Source organism: Pseudomonas sp. R37(2017) (genome assembly GCF_002113375.1).
Lineage (GTDB): Bacteria > Pseudomonadota > Gammaproteobacteria > Pseudomonadales > Pseudomonadaceae > Aquipseudomonas.
On the sequence record NZ_NEHO01000006.1, the window covers coordinates 173469 to 198663 of the forward strand.

Here is a 25195-nt window from a genome sequence, read left to right on the forward strand (position 1 = left end):
TCATGTAAAAAGCCCACGCGCCCAATGGTTGATCACTCAATGCAATCCTCCGCTTCCCGTAGTCCTCGTCGCTGGCTGTTCGGCCTGCTTGTCCTGCTGGTCATCGCCGCCCTGTGCTGGAAATTCTGGCCCGGCGGCGCTGCACCCAAAGAGGCCGCGGGGCAAAAAGCCGTTGCCGGGCATACCGGCCGATCGGGGGGGATGCGTCCGGGTTTCGGTGGCGCGTCCGGTCCGGTGCCGGTGCGAGTGGCGCCGGCGGTCACCGGTGACTTCCCGCTGTATTTCAAGGCGTTGGGCACGGTAACGGCGCTGAACACCATCAATGTCCGCAGCCGTGTCGGCGGTGAGCTGATCAAGATCCATTTCGATGAAGGGCAGATGGTCAAGGCTGGCGACCTGCTGGCCGAAATCGATCCGCGTCCTTACCAGAATGCCTTGCTTCAGGCTGAAGGCACCTTGCTGCAGAATCAGGCGCAGCTGAAAAACGCCCAGGTCGACGTCGAGCGCTATCGCGGTCTGTACCGCGAAGACAGCATTGCCAAACAGACCCTGGACACCGCCGAAGCGCTGGTCGGTCAATTCCAGGGCACGGTCAAGACCAATCAGGCGGCGGTCAACGATGCCAGACTCAACCTTGAGTTCACCAAGATCCGCGCGCCGATCACCGGTCGCGTCGGCCTGCGCCAATTGGATGTCGGCAACCTGGTAGCGGCCAACGACACGACGGCACTGGCGATCATCACCCAGACCCAACCGATCAGCGTGGCGTTCACCCTGCCGGAAAACAGCCTCGACACCGTGCTCGCCCGTTATCGCAGCGGTGCCACATTGCTGGCCGAAGCCTGGGATCGTGGTGACACCAGACTCCAGGCCACCGGTGTATTGCAAAGCCTGGACAACCAGATCGACGTCACTACCGGCACCCTGAAATTCAAGGCCCGTTACGAGAACCGCGATCAGTCGCTGTTCCCCAACCAGTTCGTCAATGTGCGCCTGCTGGCCGACACCCTCAAAGGCGTGGTGCTCGCGCCTTCCGCCGCGATCCAGTTCGGCACCAACGGCACGTTCGTCTATGCCATGGACGGTGACAAGAAAGTCAGGATCCGTCAGTTGAAAGTCGGCGCCAGCGATGGTCTGAACACTGTGGTCACCGAGGGTCTGTCGGCGGGTGAACGGGTTGTCCTGGAAGGCACCGATCGCCTGAAGGACGGCAGTGACGTGGAGGTGGTCAACGACAGCCAGGACGTGCCCACCACGCCGACCGAACACCTGCAGGGCAAGTCGGCGGCCAACGCGGCAGAGCCTGCGACCACTGGCAAGGCGAAAAAGGGCGGCGCATGAATCTCTCGCGGCTGTTCATCCTTCGCCCTGTAGCCACCACGCTGAGCATGCTGGCCATTATTCTGGCCGGTGTGATCGCCTATCGGTTGCTGCCGGTTTCGGCGCTGCCTCAGGTCGATTACCCGACCATTCGCGTCATGACCCTGTATCCCGGCGCCAGCCCGGATGTCATGACCAGTGCGGTGACCGCACCGCTGGAGCGACAATTCGGGCAAATGCCCGGCCTGACGCAAATGGCTTCCACCAGTTCCGGCGGTGCGTCGGTGCTGACCCTGCGCTTCAGCCTCGACATCAACATGGACGTGGCCGAGCAACAGGTGCAGGCGGCGATCAATGCCGCGACCAACCTGTTGCCCAAGGACCTGCCGGCACCGCCGGTGTACAACAAGGTCAACCCGGCAGACACGCCGGTGCTGACCCTGGCCATCACCTCCAGGACCATGCTGCTGCCCAAGCTCAACGATCTGGTCGATACGCGCATGGCGCAGAAAATCGCCCAGATCAGCGGTGTGGGCATGGTCAGCATCGCCGGCGGTCAACGCCAGGCCGTGCGGATCAAGGTCAACCCCGAGGCCCTGGCGGCCAATGGCTTGAACCTGTCGGATGTGCGCACGCTGATCAGCGCCTCCAACGTCAACCAGCCCAAGGGCAACTTCGACGGCCCGACCCGGGTCTCGATGCTCGATGCCAACGATCAACTGACCTCGCCCAAGGACTACGCCAACCTGATCCTCGCCTACGCCAATGGCGCGCCGTTGCGGCTCAAGGACGTGGCGGAAATCGTCGACGGCGCCGAGAACGAGCGACTCGCGGCGTGGGCCAACGAGAACCAGGCCGTGCTGCTGAACATCCAGCGTCAGCCGGGTGCCAACGTGATCGAGGTGGTGGACCGGATCAAGGCCCTGTTGCCGAGCATTACCGACAACCTGCCGGCTGGCCTCGACGTGGTGGTGCTGACCGACCGCACCCAGACCATTCGCGCCTCGGTCAAGGACGTGCAGCATGAATTGCTGATCGCCATCGCCCTGGTGGTCATGGTCACCTTCCTGTTCCTGCGTCGCGCCAGCGCCACGATCATCCCTTCGGTGGCTGTGCCGCTGTCGCTGATCGGTACGTTCGGCGTGATGTACCTGGCCGGGTTCTCGGTCAACAACCTGACCCTGATGGCCCTGACCATCGCCACCGGTTTCGTGGTGGACGATGCGATCGTCATGCTGGAGAACATCGCGCGCTTCATCGAGGAGGGTGACAGCCCGTTGAACGCGGCGCTCAAGGGCGCCAAACAGATCGGTTTCACCCTGATTTCCCTGACGCTGTCGTTGATCGCGGTGCTGATCCCGCTGCTGTTCATGGCGGACGTGGTCGGGCGCCTGTTCCGCGAGTTCGCCATTACCCTGGCAGTAGCGATCCTGATTTCCCTGGTCGTTTCCCTGACCCTGACGCCGATGATGTGCGCGCGGTTGCTCAAGCGTGAACCCAAGGAAGCAGAGCAGGGCCGTTTCTACCGCGCCAGCGGTGCATTCATCGACTGGATGATTGCCGCCTACGGGCGCAAGTTGCAGTGGGTGCTCAAGCACCAGCCACTGACCCTGATGGTGGCTATCGGTACTCTGGCACTGACGGTGTTCCTGTACATGGTGGTGCCCAAGGGCTTCTTCCCGGTGCAGGACACCGGCGTCATCCAGGGCATTTCCGAAGCGCCGCAATCGATTTCCTTCGCCGCCATGAGCGAGCGCCAGCAGGAGCTGGCCAAGGTCATCCTGGCCGACCCGGCCGTCGAGAGCCTGTCTTCCTACATTGGCGTGGATGGCGACAACTCGACCCTCAACAGTGGTCGCTTGCTGATCAACCTCAAGTCTCACCACGACCGTGACCTGAGCGCTGCGCAAGTGATCGCTCGCCTGCAACCGGAACTGGACAAACTGGTCGGCATCCGCCTGTTCATGCAGCCGGTACAGGATTTGACCATTGAAGACCGGGTCAGCCGTACGCAGTACCAGTTCAGCATGTCCTCGCCGGACGCGGAGCTGCTGAGCCTGTGGAGCGGGCGGCTGGTCGAGGCCTTGGCCGACCGACCGGAATTGACTGACGTTGCCAGCGATTTGCAGGACAAGGGCTTGCAGGTCTACCTGGTGATCGACCGCGATGCAGCGTCGCGGGTCGGTGTATCGGTGTCGAACATCACCGATGCCCTGTACGACGCCTTTGGTCAGCGGCAGATCTCCACGATCTACACCCAGGCGAGTCAGTACCGCGTGGTGCTGCAATCGCAGTCCGGCGAGAAGATCGGCCCGCAGGCGCTGGAGCAGATTCACGTCAAGACCACCGATGGCGGGCAGGTACGCTTGTCCAGCCTGGCGCATATGGAGGAACGCCAGGCACAACTGGCGATCACCCATATCGGTCAGTTCCCTGCGGTGATGATGTCCTTCAACCTGGCACCCGGCGTCGCGCTTGGGCACGCGGTGCAGATTATCGAGCAGGTGCAGAAGGACATCGGCATGCCGATTGGCGTGCAGACCCAGTTCCAGGGCGCGGCCGAGGCCTTCCAGGCTTCGCTGTCGAGCACCTTGCTGCTGATTCTGGCGGCGGTGGTGACCATGTATATCGTGCTGGGCGTACTCTACGAGAGCTACATCCATCCGATCACCATTCTGTCCACCTTGCCTTCGGCGGCGGTCGGCGCCTTGCTGGCGTTGATCCTGAGCGGCAATGACCTGGGCATGATCGCGATCATCGGCATCATCCTGCTGATCGGTATCGTGAAGAAAAACGCGATCATGATGATCGACTTCGCCCTCGACGCCGAACGCAATCAAGGCATGGACCCGCAAACGGCGATCTATCAAGCCGCATTGCTGCGTTTCCGGCCGATCCTGATGACCACCCTGGCGGCGTTGTTCGGTGCCGTGCCGTTGATGCTCGCCACCGGTTCCGGCGCAGAGCTGCGCCAGCCGCTGGGCCTGGTGATGGTCGGTGGCCTGTTGCTCAGTCAGATTCTGACGCTGTTTACCACGCCGGTGATCTACCTGTATTTCGATCGGTTGGGACGCCGCTTTGGCAAGACTGGCTCGAAAGAGGTGGTGGTATGACGGCGAGCTACAAGCTCCAAGCTTCAAGCCGCAAGTTAAAGCCTGCGCATACGTTGCTCTTCACTTGCAGCTTGCAGCTTGCCGCTAGTGGTTGCCACCTATGAATCTCTCGGGACCTTTCATCAAACGCCCCGTGGCAACCATGCTGCTTTCATTGGCCATCATGCTGCTGGGCGGTGTGAGCTTCGGTTTGCTGCCCGTCTCGCCATTGCCGCAAATGGATTTTCCGGTGATCGTGGTCCAGGCCAGTCTGCCCGGGGCCAGCCCCGAGGTGATGGCGTCGACCGTGGCCACGCCGCTGGAACGCTCCTTCGGCAGCATCGCCGGGGTCAACACCATGAGCAGCCGCTCCAGCCAGGGTTCGACCCGGGTGATCCTGCAATTCGACCTCGACCGCGACATCAACGGTGCGGCGCGGGAAGTGCAGGCGGCCATCAATGCCTCGCGTACCCTGTTGCCGAGCGGGATGCGCAGCATGCCGACCTACAAGAAGGTCAACCCGTCCCAGGCGCCGATCATGGTGCTGTCGCTGACATCGGATGTGCTGGAAAAAGGCCAGCTCTATGACCTGGCCTCGACGATCCTGTCCCAGAGCCTGTCCCAGGTGCAGGGCGTGGGTGAGGTACAGATCGGCGGCAGCTCCCTGCCAGCGGTACGTATCGAACTCGAACCACAGTCCCTGAACCAGTACGGCGTGGCCCTGGACGATGTGCGCAACACCATCGCCAATGCCAACGTGCGCCGGCCCAAAGGCTCGGTGGAAGATGACCAGCGGCTGTGGCAGGTCCAGGCCAACGACCAGTTGGAAAAAGCCAGGGACTACGAGTCGCTGATCATCCACTACAACGGCGGCGCGGCCCTGCGCCTGAAGGATGTGGCCAAGGTCAGCGACGGCGTCGAAGACCGCTACAACAGCGGTTTCTTCAACGACGACGCGGCGGTGCTGCTGGTGATCAACCGCCAGGCCGGTGCCAACATCATCGAGACGGTCAACGAGATCAAGGCACAGTTGCCGGCGTTGCAGGCGGTGCTGCCGGCCAGCGTCAAGCTGAACCTGGCCATGGATCGCTCGCCGGTCATCAAGGCGACGCTGCACGAAGCGGAAATGACCCTGCTGATCGCCGTGGCGCTGGTGATTCTGGTGGTGTTCCTGTTCCTTGGTAACTTGCGCGCTTCGCTGATCCCGACCCTGGCGGTGCCGGTGTCACTGGTCGGCACCTTTGCCGTGATGTACCTCTACGGCTTTTCGCTGAACAACCTGTCGCTGATGGCGCTGATCCTGGCCACCGGGCTGGTGGTGGACGATGCCATCGTGGTGCTGGAGAACATTTCCCGGCATATCGACGAAGGCGTGCGGCCGATGAGGGCTGCGTACCTCGGCGCCCAGGAAGTCGGCTTTACCTTGCTGTCGATGAACGTGTCGCTGGTGGCTGTGTTCCTGTCGATCCTGTTCATGGGCGGGATCATCGAAAGCCTGTTCCGTGAATTCTCGATTACCCTGGCGGCGGCCATCGTGGTCTCGCTGCTGGTGTCGCTGACCCTGACGCCAATGCTCTGTGCCCGCTGGCTCAAGCCTCATACGCCGGGGCAGGAGAACCGTCTGCAACGCTGGAGCCAGCGGGTCAACGAATGGATGGTTGGCAAATACGCCGCCAGCCTCGACTGGGTATTGCGCCACAAACGCCTGACGTTGCTCAGTCTGTTTGTGACAATTGGCGTGAACATTGTGCTGTATGTTGTTGTTCCTAAAACATTTATGCCTCAACAAGATACGGGGCAACTGATCGGTTTCGTACGCGGCGACGATGGCCTGTCGTTCAGTGTGATGCAGCCGAAGATGGAAATTTTCCGTCGGGCTGTGTTGAAGGACGAGGCGGTGGAAAGCGTTGCCGGGTTCATTGGCGGCAACAACGGCACCAACAACGCCTTCATGCTGGTGCGCCTCAAGCCAATCAAGGAGCGCAACATTTCCGCGCAGAAAGTCATCGAGCGCCTGCGCAAGGAAATGCCCAAGGTTCCCGGCGCGCAACTGATGCTCATGGCGGACCAGGACCTGCAATTCGGTGGCGGCCGCGAACAGACCACCTCGCAATACTCCTACATCCTGCAAAGCGGCGACCTGGGGGCGTTGCGCGAATGGTATCCGAAAGTCGTCACCGCGCTCAGGGCCTTGCCGGAGCTGACAGCGATCGACGCGCGCGAAGGCCGAGGTGCCCGGCAAGTGACCCTGATCGTCGACCGCGACCAGGCCAAGCGCCTGGGTGTCGATATGGAGATGGTCACGGCGGTGCTCAACAACGCCTACAGCCAGCGGCAGATTTCAACCATCTATGACAGCCTCAACCAATATCAGGTGGTGATGGAGGTCAATCCGAAGTACGCCCAGGACCCGATCACCCTCAAGCAGGTCCAGGTCATTACCGCCGATGGCGCGCGGATTCCGTTGTCGACCATCGCCCATTATGAAAACAGCCTGGAAGACGACCGGGTCAGCCATGAAGGCCAGTTTGCCTCGGAGAGCATTTCCTTCGACATGGCCGAAGGCGTAACCGTGGAGCAGGGTAGCGCCGCCATCGAGCGGGCGATTGCCAAGCTGGGCTTGCCGGAAGAAGTGATCGTGAAAATGGCCGGCACCGCCGATGCCTTTGCCGCCACGCAAAAAAGCCAGCCGTTCATGATCCTCGGCGCCTTGGTGGCGGTGTATCTGGTGCTCGGGGTGTTGTACGAAAGCTACATTCACCCGCTGACCATTCTGTCGACGCTGCCGTCGGCCGGGGTCGGCGCGTTGCTGTCGATCTATGCGCTGGGCGGCGAATTCAGCCTGATTTCGTTGCTGGGGCTGTTTCTGCTGATCGGCGTGGTGAAGAAAAACGCCATTCTGATGATCGACCTGGCATTGCAACTGGAGCGACATCAGGGCATGGCACCGCTGGAATCGATTCGCAGTGCCTGCCTGCAACGTTTGCGACCGATCCTGATGACCACCCTGGCGGCGATTCTCGGGGCCTTGCCGTTGCTGCTCAGCCGCGCCGAAGGGGCGGAAATGCGTCAGCCACTGGGCCTGACGATCATCGGCGGGCTGATCTTCAGCCAGGTGCTGACGCTATACACCACTCCGGTGGTTTACCTCTACCTCGACCAACTGCGCCATCGCTTCAATAAATGGCGTGGGGTGCGTACCGATGCTGCTCTGGAAACTCCGCTATGACTGAACGTTCGCTTTTCAACCTGGCTGCACCGCTGATCACGGCTCGGGGCTCACGCCTGTTGAGCCTGTCACTGTGCGTGGCGATGCTCAGTGCCTGCGCCGTCGGCCCGGATTACCAGCGCCCGCAAACCGCCGAACCGGCGCAGTACAAGGCTGCCGAGGGCTGGCGCCAGGCCAATCCGAGCGATGCCCTGGCGCGTGGTGCGTGGTGGGAGTTGTACGGCGACCGGCAGCTCAACGATCTGATCGAAAAACTCAACAGCTCGAACCAGACCGTGGCGCAGTCCGAAGCGCAGTACCGTCAGGCCCAGGCGCTGGTGCGCAGTGCCCGTGGTGCGTTCTTTCCTACGGTCGACCTGACTACCGGCAAGAACCGCTCCAGCCAGGGCACCGGCAGCAGTAACTCCAGTCTCAGCAGCTCCTCCAGCGGTATCCGCAACACTTATACCGCCCAGGCCGGAGTCAGTTGGGAGGCTGACATCTGGGGCAAATTGCGGCGTGGCCTCGAAGCCGATACGGCCAATGCCCAGGCCAGCTTTGCCGACCTGGCGGCCATGCGCCTGAGCCAACAGTCGGAGCTGGTGCAGAACTACCTGCAATTGCGTGTGATCGACGAACAGAAACGCCTGCTTGAAGCCACGGTCGAGGCCTACCAGCGTTCGCTGAAAATGACTGAAAACCAGTATCGCGCCGGGGTTTCCGGAAAGGACGCCGTGGCGCAGGCGCAGACCCAACTCAAAAGCACTGAAGCGGACATGGTCGACCTGATCTGGCAGCGTGCCCAGTTCGAGAACGCCATTGCCGTGCTGATCGGCCTGCCGCCGGCCGAATTCAGCCTGGCGCCAAGCACAGACATTCCGCAGTTGCCGCAAGTCCCGTTGGCACTGCCGTCGCAGTTGCTGGAGCGTCGCCCGGACATCGCTTCGGCGGAACGCTCGGTGATCGCCGCCAACGCCAACATCGGCGTGGCCAAGGCTGCCTATTACCCGGACCTGACCCTGAGTATGAACGGTGGTTACAGCAGCAGTACCTCGAAAGACTTGTTCAGCCTGCCGAACCGCTTCTGGTCGGTCGGACCACAATTGGCCATGACCCTGTTCGACGGCGGCCAGCGCTCGGCGGAAGTTGACCGCAGTGAGGCGGCCTACGACGAAACGGTGGCCAAGTACCGCCAGACCGTGCTGGACGGATTCCGCGAGGTGGAAAACTTCCTGGTGCAGCTCAAGGTGCTTGAAGACGAAGCGGTCGTGCGCCAACAGGCACTGGATGCCGCCCGTGAATCGCTGCGCCTGACCCAGAACCAGTACAAGGCCGGATTGATCGCCTATATCGATGTGGTCGTGACCCAGGCCGCGGCACTGAGCAATGAGCGCAGCAACCTGGACCTGTTGCAGAGCCGACTGATCGCCAGCGTGCAGTTGATTGCCGCGTTGGGTGGTGGCTGGGATGGGCAGCTCGAAGTCAGCGATAGCCGAAACGACTGAACGCTGCAATTCCTGTAGGAGCGAGCACGCTCGCGATGGAGGTCAGGCCACCGCGGGGAATCAGGCTACCAGCGTTATCGTTGACGACCATCGCGAGCATGCTCGCTCCTACAGGGTTTTTGCGTTGCCGCGAGTTAATGTTCAACCTTAAAACAAGCGTTTCATCGGACTGATGGCCTTTTGCTTATTTTGTGAGTGCGTTCTCATTTGGAATCAGTACAATCGCTCCATTTGCCCCCCAGCGAGAATCAATACCATTAATGGGGGCATGTGCGAGAAGTCCCCATGCTCATCGGCAGTTATTCCCCCACCCTGGTTATCATTTCGCTCTGTGTAGCGATTCTCGCCTCATATACCGCACTCGACCTCACCGGACGCATTGCCACCGCCAAAGGCCGCGCCGTGCATTTCTGGACCGCGGGCGGGGCCTTTGCCATGGGCATCGGCATCTGGTCGATGCACTTCATCGGCATGCTCGCGTTCAAGTTGCCGATCGACCTGGGGTACGACGGCACGATCACCCTGTTGTCGCTGCTGATTGGCGTGCTCTCCAGCGGCTTTGCGCTATGGCTGGTCAGCCAGCCGCATTTGCCGGCCTGGCAACTGGCTTTTGGCGCGTTGGTCATGGGCGCCGGCATCAGCGCGATGCACTACACCGGCATGGCAGCCATGCGCATGCAACCGGGCATCGATTATGACCCGACGCTGTTCGGCGCTTCGCTGATGATCGCTGTCGGTGCATCGGGCGCGGCATTGTGGATCGCTTTCCATTTGCGCCAGCAGACGCCTCATGTCCGCCTGATCCGCAGCGGTGCCGCCGTGATCATGGGGATCGCCATCGTCGGCATGCACTACACCGGCATGGCCGCCGCACGTTTTGCCGATGGCAGTTTTTGCGGGGCGGCGGTCAATGGCCTGAGCGGCAATGGCCTGGACAACCTGGTGTTGATCACTACGCTGGCGGTGCTGAGCATCGCCTTGCTGACCTCGGTCCTCGATGCACGCATGGAGGCTCGCACGGCAAGCCTGGCCCAATCGCTGACCGAGGCCAACCGTGAACTGACCCAACTGGCCCTGCATGACACCCTCACCGGGTTGCCGAACCGGACGTTGCTCGCCGACCGGATCGAACAGGCGATGTCGCGGGTTCGGGAAGAGGGAGGCTGTTTTGCCCTGATGTTCATCGATCTGGACGGCTTCAAACCGGTCAACGATGCCTTCGGCCACCACATGGGGGACTTGCTGTTGCGCGAAGTGGCCTTGCGCCTGCGCGAGGACTTGCGCAGCCAGGACACCCTGGCGCGGATTGGCGGCGATGAGTTTGTATTGCTGGTGCAATTGAGCGAACAGAACGACGCCTTGAGCCTCGCGGCCCGTCAGGTCGGGTTGATCGCGCAGGCGTTTCGGGTTGCCGAACATGAACTGCATATTTCCGCCAGTGTCGGCATCGCGCTGTACCCGGGTAACGGGCTGTCTGCCCATGAGTTGCTGATGAACGCCGACGCGGCGATGTATCACGCCAAGGGTGCGGGTAAAAACGGCCACAGCTTTTTCGATGCGTCGATGAACAGCAACGCGCGCAAACAGCTGCAATTGCTGCAGGACCTGCGCAATGCCGTGGAAAATCAGGAATTCAGCCTGCATTACCAGCCCAAGTTCGATGCCGCCAATGGCCGGCCAGTGGGCGCCGAAGCCTTGTTGCGCTGGGAGCACCCGATGCAAGGGATGCTGTTGCCGGACAAATTCATCGAACTGGCGGAAAAGACCGGACTGATCATTCCGATCGGCGAGTGGGTGCTCAACGAGGCCTGCCGCCAGATGCGCGAGTGGTACGTGCTGGGCTACACCGATTGGCGCATCGCGGTGAACCTTTCGGCCATTCAGTTTTGCCATGCCGGGCTGGTCCAGAGCGTCGCCAAGGCGTTGGCGACTCACCATCTGCCGGCCAACAGCCTGACCCTGGAGATCACTGAAACCACCGCCATGAGCGATGCCGATGCGAGCATGACGGTGCTTCAGGAACTGTCGGAAATGGGAGTTGACCTGTCTATCGACGATTTCGGCACCGGTTACTCGAGCCTGATGTACCTCAAGCGCCTGCCGGCCAATGAGCTGAAGATCGACCGTGGTTTTGTCCGCGACCTGGAGCGTGACAGCGATGACGCCGCCATCGTTTCGGCCATCGTCGCCCTCGGCCAGGCGCTGGGGCTGCGTATCGTCGCCGAAGGCGTGGAGACGGGTGTGCAACAGGACTTCCTGACGCAACTCGGTTGCGATTCATTGCAGGGCTACCTGCTGGGGCATCCGCTGCCGGCCGCAGGTTTCATGGTGGAAATCCATCGCGGCGAGCAATTGCTCAAGCAATTGAAGGCCAGTGCCGAGCGCGAGCTGTCGATGACATGACAGCTGATCCGAATCCATGCAAAAACCGCCAATGGCGGTTATTCTTGGCCCCGACCGCTTAAGCTTCGATCGGGGGAACGCTCGCATGGACAAAGTCATCGTCATCACCGGCGGGAGCCGCGGCATCGGGGCCGCCACCGCCTTGTTGGCCGCCGCGCAGGGCTACCGGATCTGTATCAACTACCAGGCCGACGAACATGCTGCGCTCGGGGTGCTGGAGCAAGTACGTGCCCTCGGCGCGCAAGCCATTGCGGTACGTGCCGACGTCAGCATCGAAGACGAAGTCATCGCGCTGTTCCATCGTGTAGACAATGAACTGGGCCGGGTCACCGCGTTGGTGAACAACGCCGGCACGGTCGGGCAAAAGTCCCGGGTCGACGAGATGTCCGAGTTCCGCATTCTCAAGATCATGAAGACCAACGTCCTGGCGCCGATCCTCTGCGCCAAGCACGCGATCCTGCGCATGTCGCCCAGGCATGGCGGGCAGGGCGGCAGCATCGTCAACGTGTCGTCGGTGGCCGCACGTCTGGGCTCACCCAACGAATATGTCGACTACGCGGCCTCCAAAGGCGCGCTGGACACCTTCACCATCGGCCTGTCCAAGGAAGTGGCGGGCGAGGGCATACGGGTCAACGCGGTGCGCCCCGGCTACATCTACACCGACTTCCATGCACTGAGCGGCGACCCGGATCGGGTCAGCAAACTGGAATCGGCGATTCCCATGGCACGTGGCGGACGCCCGGACGAAGTGGCGGAGGCGATTGTCTGGTTGCTCTCGGACAAGGCTTCTTATGCGACGGGGACTTTTGTCGATCTCGGCGGTGGGCGTTGATCTGAGGTTTGCGTTGTCGGTGCTGGCCTCTTCGTCGGATCGCCGCCCGGAGCAAGCCCGCTCCCACAGGGTTCCCTGGTGTACGCAAGACTGTGAACACCAGAGAATTCCTGTGGGAGCGGGCTTGCCCGCGAAGGCGATAGTGCAGGCAACCTCCAACCCTCAAAACGACCGCACAATCCGCCCCAACGTCTCCATCGCCTTCTCCGAGTCCTCGGTCCACGGGCTCCCATAATTCAACCGAATACAATTCCTGAAGCGCTGCGCCGGCGAAAATATCGGCCCTGGTGCAATGCTGATGCCTTGCGCCAACGCCATCTGAAACAACTTCAACGAATCCATCTGCGCCGGCAATTCCAGCCACAGGAAGTACCCTCCGGCAGGCTGGCTGACGCGAGTGTCGGCGGGGAAATAGCGGGCGATGGCGGCGAGCATGGCGCTTTGCTGGTCTTCCAGGGCGTGACGCAGTTTGCGCAGATGTCGGTCGTAGCCACCGTGTTGCAGGTAATCGGCGATGGCGGCCTGGGCCGGCATCGATGCGCACAGCGAGGTCATGAGTTTCAGTCGTTCGATTTTCTGCGCATAGCGCCCGGCGGCGACCCAGCCGATGCGGTAACCGGGGGCCAGGCTCTTGGCGAACGAGCCGCAATGCATCACCAGCCCTTCGGTATCAAAGACCTTGGCCGGTTTCGGTGCCTGCTGGCCGTAATACAGTTCGGCGTAGACATCGTCTTCGATCAACGGCACCTGGTGGCGCCGCAGCAGTTCCACCAACTGTTGTTTCCTGGCCTCGGGTACGGTCGCGCCCATGGGGTTCTGGAAGCTGGTCATGCACCAGCAGGCCTTGATCGGGTGGCGCTCCAGGGTTTGTTCGAGTACGCCGAGGTCAATGCCGTCGCGCGGATGCACGGGGATTTCCACGGCTTTGAGTTTCAGGCGTTCGAGCACCTGCAGGCAGGCATAGAACGCCGGGGCTTCGATGGCCACCAGATCGCCGGGCTCTGTCACCGCTTGCAGGCACAGGTTGAGGGCTTCCAGTGCGCCGTTGGTGATCAGCAGCTCTTCCATGGGCAGCATCAGCCCGCCGACCATGTAGCGCAGGGCGATTTGCCGGCGCAGTTGCGGGTTGCCCGGCGACATGTCGGTGACGACCATGCGCGGGTCCATCTCGCGGCTGGCACTGGCCAGGGAGCGGGACAAGCGTTGCAGGGGAAACAGCGTCGGGCTGGGAAACGCCGAACCGAAGGCCACGGTGTTCGGGTCCTTGATCGAGTCGAGCACTGAAAACACCAGTTCGCTGACGTCGACTTCGGTGGATTCATTGACCTGGCTGCTGATCACCGGCTCGGAGAACGGTCGTGGCGCATGGGCGTTGACGAAGTAACCGGAGCGCGGGCGAGCGCGGATCAGACCGCGACGTTCCAGCAGGTAGTAGGCCTGGAACACCGTGGACGGGCTGACGCCGTAGGTCTGGCTGGCGTAGCGCACCGACGGCACGCGCTGGCCTGGGCCGAGGACGCCGGAGCGGATCAGTTCTGCGATGTCGTCGGCGAATTTTTCGTAGCGTTTCATCGATATCCCGTCATGGAACTCATTCAATCAGCTTTTGTGGCGAGGGGGCTTGCCCCCGTTGGGTCGCAAAGCGGCTCCAAGATGGGACTGCTGCGCAGTCCAACGGGGGCAAGCCCCCTCGCCACAGGGAATTGCATTGCCAAAACAGGACTGCGCTTGAGCAAGGTCAGCATCTTAAAGGCTCAGCGGTTCATCGGCGCAACAAACCGGCTCTTGGCCACGCTGTAGACACCCGGCTCATCGCTGTCGACCACCTTGAAGCCCAGGCTCCGGGAACTGCTGGCCGGACGCTCCGTGAGCATCACCACCGACACTGGCACGTCGACGATCTCCCCCGGTGCCAGACTCAACAAGGTCTTGCCCTGCAGTTCGAAATCATCGGCATCGACCAGGTGCAATTGGTAGTCCTGGCGTTGCTGGGTCTTGTTGATCACTTTCAGACTGTAGATGTTTTCGATCTGCCCCTGGCTGTTCTCGCGGAACAGGCCCCGGTCCTTGCTGACGTCAAGGGACACCATTGGCCGTTCCACCAGCGCCACCACCAGGGCTGCGATCATCACCAGCAGTACGGCGGTGTAGCCGATCAGGCGCGGGCGCAACAGGCGTGTCTTGCCACCCTGCAACTGGTGCTCGGAGGTATAGCTGATCAATCCCCGGGCGTAACCCATCTTGTCCATGATCGAATCACAGGCATCGATACAGGCGGCGCAACCGATGCACTCCATCTGCAAGCCATCACGAATGTCGATGCCGGTCGGGCAGACCTGTACGCAAAGCTGACAATCGATGCAATCGCCCAGGCCTACTTCAGCGGGCTTGGCCTCGCGTTTGCGCGGGCCACGGTTTTCACCTCGGGCCACGTCGTAGGAAATGGTCAGGGTGTCCTTGTCGAACATCACGCTCTGGAACCGCGCATAGGGGCACATGTGCATGCACACGGCTTCACGCAGCCATCCGGCATTGATGTAGGTGGCACCGGTGAAAAACAGCACCCAGAACAGACTGACGCCGCTCAGTTGAAAACTCAGCAGCTCTTCGGCCAATGGCCGGATCGGCGTGAAGTAACCGACGAAGGTCAGGCCGGTCAGCAGGCTGATGAGCAGCCACAAGGTGTGCTTGGCCGCGCGACGCATCAGTTTGTTCACGCTCCACGGTGCGGCGTGCAATTTGATCCGTTGGTTGCGTTCGCCTTCGGTGATCTTTTCGCACCACATGAAAAGCCAGGTCCAGGAGCTTTGCGGGCAGGTGTAGCCGCACCAGACCCTTCCCGCGAACACGGTGATCGCAAACAGGCCGAACGCGGCAATGATCAGCAGCGCCGAGAGCAGGATGAAATCCTGGGGCCAGAAAGTGGCGCCGAAGATGTGGAATTTGCTTTCGGAAAGGTCCCAGAGCACCGCTTGGCGGCCGCCCCAGTTCAACCACACGGTGCCGAAGAACAGCAAAAACAGAAAACCCGCGCCACTGATGCGCAGGTTGCGAAACAACCCGGTGAAGCTGCGGGTGTGGATCAGGTTGTCGCTGGACTTGGCCTTCATCTTTGGACGTGAAGGCTCGAATGTTTCTACGGTTCGGACGGGGATTCTCTCGCTCATGGTCTTTCGCTCATCAGCCTCCATCAGGCATGAGTACTATGAGCGGCGATCTGTTTGCATAACAGACTCAGGTATTGCATTAAAAAGCGGATCAGATGGTGCCGGGCACCCAGCCTGCGACATCTTGAAGCACCCGCCGCGCAGGGGCGCAAGCACCTGGCCACAACAGCGGCGGATTAGGTGGATCAACGCCGGTCAAATCACCGAACGACTGTCGGTGGCTTTCAAGTGCCGGCGTCCATCCACTGCGCCAGCGACGGTCAAGGCGTCAGCCTCAGCTTCGGTGATGTAAATGCGATGACCTTCGATGTCCACTGCCGACATGGCCTTGCTGCCGTCGGTGACGATGGTCACGTCGGGACACAGACGAATGTATTCGCCATTTTCGGCAGTGAAAAACCGGTCTGGTTCTCGATGCGCACAGTCATGGCGGAATCCTTTTTCAGTGGAACCTGGAATTTCAGGCCGCAACCGCTGGTCATCGTTCTGTGCAACCGATTAATGGTCGTTGCGGTCCACCCTCCATGGCCCCTCACAAGGACAACCCCCATGAGCGCCTGGTGGCACGAAGTCTGGGTGACCCTGCAAGGCGAGTTCGCCGACATCACCGATGCCTCGCAACTGACACGGATGACCGTGCGCCTGTTGATGGCCGCCGTGCTGGGCGGGATTCTCGGGTTCGAACGAGAACACCAGGGCAAGGCCGCAGGGGTGCGCACCCATATGCTGGTGGCGATGGGGGCGGCGCTGTTCGTGCTGGTGCCACAGATGTCCGGCTCACAGGCCGATGCGATGAGCCGGGTGGTGCAGGGCGTTATCGCCGGCGTCGGCTTTCTGGGGGCCGGCACGATCCTGAAAAACCATGAGGGCGACGAAGGCCACGTCAAAGGCCTGACCACCGCCGCAGGCCTGTGGATGACCGCCGCCATCGGCGTCGCGACCGGGTTGGGGCGGGAGGCGACGGCGGTGCTCAGCACGTTGTTGGCGCTGGGGGTGTTCAGTGTGATGCCGAGGATCGTCAAGCTGATCGACAAGGATCACCGGCCGTAGGCACGGCGGGGGATTCCTGCTCATTGCTCGGCTTTGCCGAGAGTTCATGTCGGCTGTAGTCAGTATCACCGTGCAGCAGATGATTCTCCAGATCGCTGATGATTGAGCTTTTGGTTGATGGTTCAGAGGGATCGCATAAGGCTTCGAAGTAAAGAAGTTCGTAATTGAATATTTTCAAGGGAAGGCCAGCCGTCGATGGGTCGTTCACGGTTGAGCGCGCGGTGCTGTGCGCTAGCGTTGTCTGTGAGTTCGCTGACGCTGGGAAAAAACGTGTTCATGGCTGGCCACGCTCAGAATGATGGGGTGGTGGCTATATAAGGTGCTGGATGTAAGTTTCGTAAAGTGTCGAATGGGTAGAACTGGCGTTCTCGGATCGGTACTACAGGTTCTTGGGAAGGGTCGTTCATTTTTCATGATCGTCCCTGGCGTTGAGGCAGGAACGATCAACTGTCTTCATTGCGGATTCACAATCACCGGCGGCATCGTCGTTGGCGGTTCTTCCTTGGGTGGCGGAGTCGTGCCGGGCGGATCCTGTTCGGGCTCCGGTTGCGGATCGCTTGGGGGAATCACCGGATCGTCGATGTTTGGATCGGGGGTTTCAGCTGGGAATGGATTGTTCATGGTTGAGGTCTCCGGTGGCACATGGCGTGAGTCGTGCTTAAGTAGGTGGACTGCGGCGCGAAGGATTTGATTCCGCAAACTGCCGATGAACTTTTTCGGCCGACTGTCGCTCGGAACCTAAGTGAGTCCATCCCGGGGCGGACGGCCCGACGGGATGGCGACCAGATACAAGCGCGTCCATGGGGCGTAAGGAGAGAGGCTCGATGACGGCTGATAAACCGACTGAGTTGAGCTACAACCCGCACATGCCGCTGTCGCAGGCGTTGCTGCTGCCGCGAATTGTCATGGAAAACATCATGCCGACCCTTGAAGGCGGGCAGTTCGCGGTCAAGGCCGTGGTGGGGCAGGATGTGCTGGTGACGGCCAAGGTGTTCGCCGACGGGCATGACAAGCTGGCGGTTCGCGTGCGCTGGCGGGCGGAGGATGAGGATGTCTGGCAAAGCGCGGTCATGAACGATCTGGGCAACAACGGCTGGCAAGGGCAGTTCCGTGTCCACAGCCAGGGCCGTTATCTGTTCTGTATCGAAGCCTGGATCGATCAGTTCGCCAGTTTTCGCTACGAGCTGGAAAAGAAACATGCGGCGGCGGTGCCCGTCAGCCTGGAGCTACAGGAAGGGCGGATTCATGTGCAGCAAGCCGCCGAGCGTAGTGAAGGGCAACTCAGCGAGCAACTGGCGGCCTTGCACCATGAACTGTCAGGACTGCTCGAAGCCGAGCAGGTCGCACTGTTTTTGCACCAGCGTAGTGCCGACCTCATGGCCCGCGTCGATCATCGCGCCTATCTGAGCCTGAGCCCGGAGTACCCGGTGGATGTGGAGCGCGAACTGGCGCAGTTCGCCAGTTGGTATGAGTTGTTTCCGCGTTCGATCACCGACCGCCCGGAACGCCACGGTACGTTCAATGACGTGCATTCGCGGCTGGCGATGATCCAGGACATGGGTTTCGACGTGCTGTATTTCCCGCCGATCCACCCGATCGGACGCAGTTATCGCAAAGGCCCGAACAACTCGTTGACGGCGGGGCCCGATGATCCAGGCAGTCCCTATGCAATCGGTAGCGAAGAAGGTGGGCACGAGGCGATTCACAAGCAGTTGGGGACCCGCGAAGACTTCAGGCGACTGGTGGCGGCCGCTGCTGCCCATGGCCTGGAAATCGCCCTGGATTTTGCCATCCAGTGCTCCCAGGACCATCCGTGGCTCAAGCAGCACCCGGGCTGGTTCAACTGGCGGCCCGACGGCACGATCAAGTACGCCGAGAACCCGCCAAAGAAATACCAGGACATCGTCAACGTCGACTTCTATGCCCCCGAGGCAATCCCCAGTCTGTGGGTGGAACTGCGTGACATCGTGGCGGGCTGGGTCGAGGAGGGTGTGAAGATCTTTCGTGTCGATAATCCGCACACCAAGCCGTTGCCGTTCTGGCAATGGCTGATTGCCGATGTACGGGCGTTGTACCCCGAGGTGATCTTCCTCGCCGAAGCCTTCACCACCCCGGCCATGATGGCGCGCCTGGGCAAGGTCGGATATTCCCAGAGCTACACCTATTTCACCTGGCGCAACACCAAGGCCGAACTGGCGAGTTACTTCACGGAACTCAATGAATCGCCGTGGCGCGAATGCTACCGGCCGAATTTTTTCGTCAATACGCCGGACATCAACCCGGCATTCCTCCACGATTCCGGGCGCCCCGGGTTTCTCATCCGCGCCGTGCTGGCGACCATGGGGTCAGGCCTGTGGGGCATGTATTCGGGGTTCGAGTTGTGCGAGTCGGCGCCACTGCCAGGCAAGGAGGAATACCTCGACTCCGAGAAGTACGAGATCCGCCCGCGGGACTTCAACGCACCGGGCAACATCATTGCCGAGATCGCCCAACTCAACCGCATCCGCCGACAGAATCCGGCGCTGCACACGCATCTGGGGCTGAAGGTCTACAACGCCTGGAACGACAACATCCTGTACTTCGGCAAACGCAGCATTGACGGCAGCAATTTCATTCTGGTGGCGGTCAGTCTCGATCCGCACAACGTGCAGGAGGCGAATTTCGAGCTGCCGTTGTGGGAAATGGGCTTGCCCGACGACGCCAGTACCCACGGCGAAGACCTGATGAACGGCCATCGCTGGACCTGGCACGGCAAGCAGCAGTTCATGCGGATAGATCCGGCGTACCAGCCGTTCGGGATTTGGAGGATTACCCCCTAAGACGCAAAACCTGTGGGAGCGAGCCTGCTCGCGATAGCCATTTGACGGGCAACACATGCGTTGAATGTTCAATCGCCATCGCGAGCAGGCTCGCTCCCACAGGGAAATCGGCATCGAACTCACCAGGAGTTTCACATGGCGAAGAAACCCAAGGCAGCCACGTTCATCAAGGACCCGCTCTGGTACAAGGACGCGGTGATCTATCAAGTTCACGTCAAATCGTTTTTCGACTCAAATAACGACGGTATTGGTGATTTTCCTGGCTTGATCGCCAAGCTCGACTACATCGCCGACCTGGGCGTCAACACCATCTGGCTGTTGCCGTTCTATCCCTCGCCACGGCGCGACGACGGTTACGACATCGCCGAATACCGCGGCGTGCACAGCGACTACGGCACCCTGGCCGATGCCCGGCGTTTCATTGCCGAGGCACACAAACGCGGCCTGCGGGTGATTACCGAACTGGTCATCAATCACACTTCCGACCAGCACCCGTGGTTCCAGCGCGCACGCAAAGCCAAAAAAGGCTCAGCCGCCCGGGACTTCTACGTATGGTCCGATGACGATCAAAAGTACGACGGCACCCGCATCATTTTCCTCGACACCGAGAAGTCCAACTGGACCTGGGACCCGGTCGCCGGACAGTACTTCTGGCACCGTTTCTACTCCCACCAGCCGGACCTGAATTTCGATAACCCGCAAGTGATGAAAGCGGTGCTGTCGGTGATGCGTTACTGGCTCGACATGGGCATCGACGGCTTGCGCCTGGATGCCATTCCCTACCTGATCGAGCGCGACGGCACCAACAACGAGAACCTGCCGGAAACCCATGACGTCCTGAAACGGATCCGCGCCGAAATCGACGCCAACTACCCAGACCGCATGCTGTTGGCCGAAGCCAATCAATGGCCGGAGGATACCCAGCTGTACTTCGGCGACACCGACAAAAAAGGCCTCAATGGCGACGAATGCCACATGGCCTTTCACTTCCCGTTGATGCCGCGCATGTACATGGCGCTGGCCCAGGAAGATCGCTTCCCGATCACCGATATTCTGCGCCAGACTCCGGACATTCCCGCCAATTGCCAGTGGGCGATTTTCCTGCGCAACCACGATGAACTGACCCTGGAAATGGTCACCGACAAGGAGCGCGACTACCTGTGGAATTACTACGCAGCCGACCGTCGGGCCCGGATCAACCTGGGCATTCGTCGCCGTCTGGCGCCCTTGGTCGAGCGCGATCGCCGTCGGGTCGAGTTGCTCAACAGCCTGCTGCTGTCCATGCCCGGCACACCGACCTTGTATTACGGCGACGAAATCGGCATGGGCGACAACATCTACCTCGGCGACCGCGACGGCGTGCGCACGCCGATGCAATGGTCCATCGACCGCAACGGCGGTTTTTCCCGAGCCGACCCGGCCAGCCTGGTGCTGCCGCCGATCATGGACCCACAGTACGGCTACCTGTCGGTCAACGTCGAAACCCAGGCCGGCGACCCGCATTCGCTGTTGAACTGGACCCGGCGCCTGCTGGCCGTGCGCAAGCAGTCCAAGGCGTTTGGACGCGGCACGTTGAAGATGCTTTCGCCGAGCAATCGGCGGATTCTGGCCTACACCCGTGAATACGCCGGGGTGGACGGCAAGCACGAAGTCATTCTGTGCGTGGCCAACGTGTCGCGCAGCGCCCAGGCCGCCGAGCTGGATTTGTCGGCCTATGTCGGCATGGTGCCGGTGGAAATGCTCGGGGGTAACGCGTTCCCACCCATAGGCCAGCTGAATTTTCTCCTGACGCTGGCGCCCTATGGCTTTTACTGGTTTGGCCTCGCCGCGGAAAACCAGATGCCGAGCTGGCACGTGGAGCCCGCGCAAAGCCTGCCGGACTTCACCACGCTGGTGCTGAAAAAGCGCATGGAGGAGCTGCTCGAAACGCCGTCACGCACCACGCTGGAGCAAAGCATCCTGCCGAGCTGGCTGCAGAACCGCCGCTGGTTCGCCGGCAAGGACGCAGCCATCGAACAGGTCGATCTGGCCTATGGCGTGCGCTTCGGCGATCCGCAGCATCCGGTGCTGTTCAGCGAGATCAATGTCACCAGCGGCGACCAGAGCAGTCGTTACCAGTTGCCGTTCGGCTTTATCCCGGAAGATCAGGTGGGTACTCCGTTGCCCCAGCAACTGGCATTGTCGCGGGTACGGCGTGGCCGCCAGGTCGGCCTGATCACCGATGCCTTCAGCCTGGAAACCTTTGTGCATGCCGTATTGCAGGGGATCCAGGCCGGTACCGTATTGGCCTCAAGCGAGGGCGACATCCGCTTCGAATCCACTGCGGAGCTTGAAAAACTCGGCCTCGATGCACAGTCGCCGGTGCGTTACCTGTCCGCTGAACAGTCCAACAGCTCGGTGGTGATTGGCAACAGCCTGGTGTTGAAGCTGATCCGCAAGGTCGCGTCCGGAGTGCACCCGGAACTTGAAATGAGCGCCTACCTGACTGAAGCCGGGTTCAGCAATGTCTCGCCATTGCTCGGTGCGGTTGTGCGGCGCAATGCGGCGGGTGAAGACAACCTGCTGATGATCGCCCAAGGCTACCTGAGCAACCAGGGCGACGCCTGGGAGTGGACGCAGAACAACCTCGAACGGGCGCTTCGCGATGAGCTGGCCGATGCCGTGTCCGAGCAGGAACAACACTACAACGCCCTCGGCGAACTGAAAGATTTCGCCGCTATGCTGGGGCGGCGCCTGGGGGAAATGCATCAGGTACTGGCTGCACCAAGTGCGAACCCGGACTTCTTGCCACAGGTCACCACGCAGAAAGAAGCCCAGGCCACGGCCAGGGATGTGGCGGTACAGATCGAGCATGCGCTGAACTTGCTCAAACAGCATGAAAATCAACTGAACCCGGCGGACCGGAATCTGGTGAGCCATCTACTGGGCAACAAAAAAGCCATCCTCGCTCATGTACAAGCGTTGGGTAAAAAGACTGCGGGCGGATTGCGCATTCGTGTGCATGGCGATTTGCACCTGGGGCAGGTGCTGGTGATCAAGGGCGATGCCTACCTGATCGATTTTGAAGGAGAACCGGCGCGGCCATTGCATGAACGACGGGGCAAGCACAGCCCGTACAAGGATGTCAGCGGTGTGCTGCGTTCCTTCGACTATGCGGCGGCGATGGCGATCAATGTGCAAAGCGTCGATAACACGGAGGCGGCCGATGCCGCGCGCTTGCGGGTGACCGAGCGCTACTTGAGCGAGGCACGGCAAGCATTTGTCGACGCTTATCGGCTGGCGGCGGCTAGTCTTGCCCATGCATGGCAGGATCCCGAAGGCGAGGATGCCGCGCTGGCGCTGTTCGGTCTGGAGAAGGCGGCGTATGAAGTGGCCTATGAGGCGGAAAACCGCCCCACCTGGTTGCCCGTGCCGTTGCACGGTTTGTATGGATTATTGAGTGGGCTAAAACCCTTTTCCGGTCTTGGTGGAGAGTAGTCATGAGTGTCTCGAACAAGGAACAGGGTCATCACAAGGCAGCGCTGCTTCCCGGCGCGCGGGATATCGATGCGCTGGTGCGCGCCGAACATATCGATCCGTTTGCGATTCTCGGCCCTCACGCCGATGACGTTGGCGGGCAGTTCATTCGCGCTTATCTGCCGGGCGCCCTGAGTGTGGAAGTACTCGCCAGGGATTCGGGCGAAGCACTTGGCAATCTTCAAGCCACAGAAACGCCGGGGTTGTTTGTGGGGCATTTCCAGCGTGCACAAGCGTATCTGCTGCGCACCCATTGGGCCGGCGGCGAGCAAACGGCCGAAGATCCTTACAGCTTCGGTCCGTTGTTGGGCGAAATGGATTTGTACCTGTTCGCCGAAGGCAATCACCGCGACTTGAGCAGCGCCTTGGGCGCGCAATTGACGACCGTGGACGGCGTCGACGGCGTACGTTTCGCCGTATGGGCGCCGAATGCCAGAAGGGTCTCGGTGGTCGGCGATTTCAACGTCTGGGACGGCCGCCGGCATCCCATGCGCCTGCGCCATCCCAGCGGCGTCTGGGAGTTGTTCATCCCGCGCCTGCAGGCGGGGGATACGTACAAGTACGAAATCCTTGGCAAGCACGGGATTCTGCCGCTGAAGGCCGACCCCATGGCCTTGGCCACCAGCTTGCCACCGGACACCGCTTCAAGAGTTGCATCCCCCCTGAGAATCGACTGGCAGGACCAGGACTGGATGCTGTCACGCGTGGACCGTCAGCGTCAGAGCGCACCGCTGTCGATCTACGAATTGCACGCCGGCTCGTGGCAATGCGAGCTGGACGACCTGGGCGAAGTGGCCCGCCAGTACACCTGGCCCGAACTGGCCGAGCGGTTGATCCCCTATGTGAAGGATCTGGGTTTCACCCACATCGAACTGATGCCGATCATGGAACATCCGTTCGGAGGTTCATGGGGTTATCAGTTGCTCTCGCAGTTCGCCACCAGCGCCCGGTATGGCGCGGGGGATGAGTTCGCAGCGTTCGTCAATGCCTGTCACCAGGCCGAAATCGGCGTGATCCTCGATTGGGTGCCGGCGCATTTTCCCACCGATACCCACGGCCTGGCCCAGTTCGACGGTACTGCGCTGTACGAGTACGGCAACCCGCAGGAAGGGTTCCATCAGGACTGGGACACGCTGATCTATAACCTTGGTCGCACCGAAGTGCACGGCTACATGCTGGCCTCGGCGCTGCACTGGCTCAAGCATTTCCACGTCGACGGCCTGCGGGTCGATGCGGTGGCCTCGATGCTGTACCGCGACTACTCGCGCAAGGCCGGCGAGTGGGTGCCGAACCGCCATGGCGGGCGGGAGAACCTGGAAGCCATCGACTTCCTGCGCCACCTCAACGACGTGGTAGCCCTGGAAGCGCCCGGTGCGTTGGTGATCGCCGAAGAATCCACGGCATGGCCGGGTGTCAGCCAGGGCACGCAACAGGGCGGCCTGGGCTTTGCCTACAAATGGAACATGGGCTGGATGCACGATTCGCTGCATTACATCCAGCAGGACCCGGTGTACCGCGCCCATCACCACAACGAACTGAGTTTCGGCCTGGTGTATGCGTGGTCCGAGCGCTTCATCCTGCCGATCTCCCACGACGAGGTGGTACATGGCAAGCGCTCGCTGATCGACAAGATGCCCGGCGACCGCTGGCAGAAATTCGCCAACCTACGGGCGTACCTGAGTTTCATGTGGGCGCATCCGGGCAAGAAACTGCTGTTCATGGGCTGCGAATTCGGCCAATGGCGCGAGTGGAATCACGATCAGCAACTGGATTGGTACCTGCTGCAATACTCGGAGCACCAGGGCGTGCAGAAACTGGTCAGTGACCTCAACCGCCTGTACCGCGAAGAGCCCGCGCTGCATGAACAGGATGACGTGCCCCAGGGTTTCCAATGGCTGATTGGCGACGATGCGATGAACAGCGTTTATGCGTGGCTGCGCTGGAGCAAGGACGGCAAGCCGCTGCTGGTGGTGGCCAACTTCACGCCGGTGCCGCGGGAGGCGTATCGGGTTGGGGTGCCGTTTGCCGGGCAATGGAGTGAGGTGCTCAACAGCGATTCGTCGATTTATGCGGGGTCCAATTATGGGAACAGCGGTGGGGCGCTGGCCGAGGAGACGCCGAGCCATGGGCAGGCGTTGTCGTTGGTGCTGAATTTGCCGCCGTTGGCGGTGTTGGTGTTGAGGCCGAGCGATTTAGGTTAGCTAGCAGAGTCTAAGCGGGTGCTTCTCCATTAGTTATCTATCGATAATGGAGAGGTGCCTGAGAGGGGAATGGTTTTCTAGT

At 61.1% G+C, this 25195-nt stretch carries 13 protein-coding genes and 1 pseudogene; 10 read left to right on the forward strand and 4 right to left on the reverse strand.

Annotated elements, in window-relative coordinates; all coding sequences use genetic code 11:
* Positions 1 to 24 precede the first annotated feature (24 nt).
* From CAG47_RS12750 to CAG47_RS12775, 6 genes are all read left to right on the forward strand, one after another.
* Entirely contained in the window at positions 25 to 1341 is a 1317-nt protein-coding gene (locus CAG47_RS12750; RefSeq protein WP_085725211.1) for an MdtA/MuxA family multidrug efflux RND transporter periplasmic adaptor subunit, read from the forward strand.
* Entirely contained in the window at positions 1338 to 4433 is a 3096-nt protein-coding gene (locus tag CAG47_RS12755; protein ID WP_085725212.1) for an MdtB/MuxB family multidrug efflux RND transporter permease subunit, read from the forward strand. The genes CAG47_RS12750 and CAG47_RS12755 overlap by 4 nt, the downstream gene beginning before the upstream one ends.
* 100 nt (positions 4434 to 4533) lie before the next feature.
* Positions 4534 to 7641, forward strand: coding sequence for an efflux RND transporter permease subunit (locus CAG47_RS12760; RefSeq protein WP_085725213.1), 3108 nt, complete (start codon positions 4534 to 4536; stop codon positions 7639 to 7641).
* Positions 7638 to 9125 carry an efflux transporter outer membrane subunit gene (locus CAG47_RS12765; RefSeq protein ID WP_085725214.1) on the forward strand — a complete coding sequence of 496 codons (1488 nt, stop codon included), beginning with the start codon at positions 7638 to 7640 and terminating at the stop codon, positions 9123 to 9125. Before CAG47_RS12760 ends, CAG47_RS12765 begins: the two co-directional genes overlap by 4 nt.
* Positions 9126 to 9410: 285 nt before the next feature.
* A complete protein-coding gene (locus CAG47_RS12770) occupies positions 9411 to 11528 on the forward strand; it encodes a bifunctional diguanylate cyclase/phosphodiesterase (RefSeq protein ID WP_085725215.1) in 2118 nt (705 codons plus the stop codon).
* An 85-nt stretch (positions 11529 to 11613) separates the two neighbouring features.
* Positions 11614 to 12360 (forward strand): SDR family oxidoreductase, encoded by a 747-nt coding sequence (locus CAG47_RS12775; protein WP_085725216.1) that lies wholly within the window; start codon positions 11614 to 11616, stop codon positions 12358 to 12360.
* A 162-nt stretch (positions 12361 to 12522) separates the two neighbouring features.
* Here the strand turns inward: CAG47_RS12775 and mapR are convergent, their stop codons facing one another.
* The 3 genes and pseudogenes from mapR to CAG47_RS12795 form a co-directional block, all read right to left on the reverse strand.
* On the reverse strand, positions 12523 to 13932 hold the full coding sequence (gene mapR, locus CAG47_RS12780; protein WP_085725217.1) for a GntR family transcriptional regulator MpaR: 1410 nt from the start codon (positions 13930 to 13932) through the stop codon (positions 12523 to 12525).
* A gap of 182 nt (positions 13933 to 14114) precedes the next feature.
* The gene (gene ccoG, locus CAG47_RS12790) at positions 14115 to 15527 is read right to left on the reverse strand and encodes a cytochrome c oxidase accessory protein CcoG (protein ID WP_085725219.1); all 1413 of its coding nucleotides are present in this window, start codon (positions 15525 to 15527) and stop codon (positions 14115 to 14117) included.
* A 195-nt stretch (positions 15528 to 15722) separates the two neighbouring features.
* Positions 15723 to 15955: pseudogene (locus tag CAG47_RS12795) on the reverse strand (DUF3203 family protein).
* A 121-nt stretch (positions 15956 to 16076) separates the two neighbouring features.
* Here CAG47_RS12795 and CAG47_RS12800 point away from each other — a divergent pair.
* Positions 16077 to 16577: an MgtC/SapB family protein gene (locus tag CAG47_RS12800; RefSeq protein WP_085725220.1), complete on the forward strand. Its 501-nt coding sequence runs from the start codon at positions 16077 to 16079 to the stop codon at positions 16575 to 16577.
* 453 nt (positions 16578 to 17030) lie between these two features.
* Here CAG47_RS12800 and CAG47_RS28700 read toward each other — a convergent pair whose 3' ends face one another.
* Positions 17031 to 17198 (reverse strand): hypothetical protein, encoded by a 168-nt coding sequence (locus CAG47_RS28700; RefSeq protein WP_177408977.1) that lies wholly within the window; start codon positions 17196 to 17198, stop codon positions 17031 to 17033.
* Between the two features lie 203 nt (positions 17199 to 17401).
* On the opposite strand from CAG47_RS28700, the gene CAG47_RS12805 reads away from it, so the two are divergent.
* The 3 genes from CAG47_RS12805 to glgB all read left to right on the forward strand — a co-directional run bounded on the left by CAG47_RS12805 (position 17402) and on the right by glgB (position 25113).
* Positions 17402 to 19396 (forward strand): alpha-1,4-glucan--maltose-1-phosphate maltosyltransferase, encoded by a 1995-nt coding sequence (locus tag CAG47_RS12805; protein ID WP_085725221.1) that lies wholly within the window; start codon positions 17402 to 17404, stop codon positions 19394 to 19396.
* Between the two features lie 135 nt (positions 19397 to 19531).
* Positions 19532 to 22873 (forward strand): maltose alpha-D-glucosyltransferase, encoded by a 3342-nt coding sequence (treS, locus tag CAG47_RS12810; RefSeq protein ID WP_085725222.1) that lies wholly within the window; start codon positions 19532 to 19534, stop codon positions 22871 to 22873.
* Between the two features lie 2 nt (positions 22874 to 22875).
* A complete protein-coding gene (gene glgB / locus CAG47_RS12815; protein WP_085725223.1) occupies positions 22876 to 25113 on the forward strand; it encodes a 1,4-alpha-glucan branching protein GlgB in 2238 nt (745 codons plus the stop codon).
* Positions 25114 to 25195 lie beyond the last annotated feature (82 nt).

Coding starts and splice junctions, on each gene's coding strand:
- CAG47_RS12750 (WP_085725211.1), top strand. CDS start 25: ATGGTTGATCACTCAATGCAATCCTCCGCTTCCCGTAGTCCTCGTCGC.
- mapR (WP_085725217.1), bottom strand. CDS start 13,932: ATGAAACGCTACGAAAAATTCGCCGACGACATCGCAGAACTGATCCGC.
- glgB (WP_085725223.1), top strand. CDS start 22,876: ATGAGTGTCTCGAACAAGGAACAGGGTCATCACAAGGCAGCGCTGCTT.
- ccoG (WP_085725219.1), bottom strand. CDS start 15,527: ATGAGCGAGAGAATCCCCGTCCGAACCGTAGAAACATTCGAGCCTTCA.
- CAG47_RS12805 (WP_085725221.1), top strand. CDS start 17,402: ATGACGGCTGATAAACCGACTGAGTTGAGCTACAACCCGCACATGCCG.
- CAG47_RS12760 (WP_085725213.1), top strand. CDS start 4,534: ATGAATCTCTCGGGACCTTTCATCAAACGCCCCGTGGCAACCATGCTG.
- CAG47_RS12770 (WP_085725215.1), top strand. CDS start 9,411: ATGCTCATCGGCAGTTATTCCCCCACCCTGGTTATCATTTCGCTCTGT.
- CAG47_RS28700 (WP_177408977.1), bottom strand. CDS start 17,198: ATGAACAATCCATTCCCAGCTGAAACCCCCGATCCAAACATCGACGAT.
- CAG47_RS12800 (WP_085725220.1), top strand. CDS start 16,077: ATGAGCGCCTGGTGGCACGAAGTCTGGGTGACCCTGCAAGGCGAGTTC.
- treS (WP_085725222.1), top strand. CDS start 19,532: ATGGCGAAGAAACCCAAGGCAGCCACGTTCATCAAGGACCCGCTCTGG.
- CAG47_RS12765 (WP_085725214.1), top strand. CDS start 7,638: ATGACTGAACGTTCGCTTTTCAACCTGGCTGCACCGCTGATCACGGCT.
- CAG47_RS12755 (WP_085725212.1), top strand. CDS start 1,338: ATGAATCTCTCGCGGCTGTTCATCCTTCGCCCTGTAGCCACCACGCTG.
- CAG47_RS12775 (WP_085725216.1), top strand. CDS start 11,614: ATGGACAAAGTCATCGTCATCACCGGCGGGAGCCGCGGCATCGGGGCC.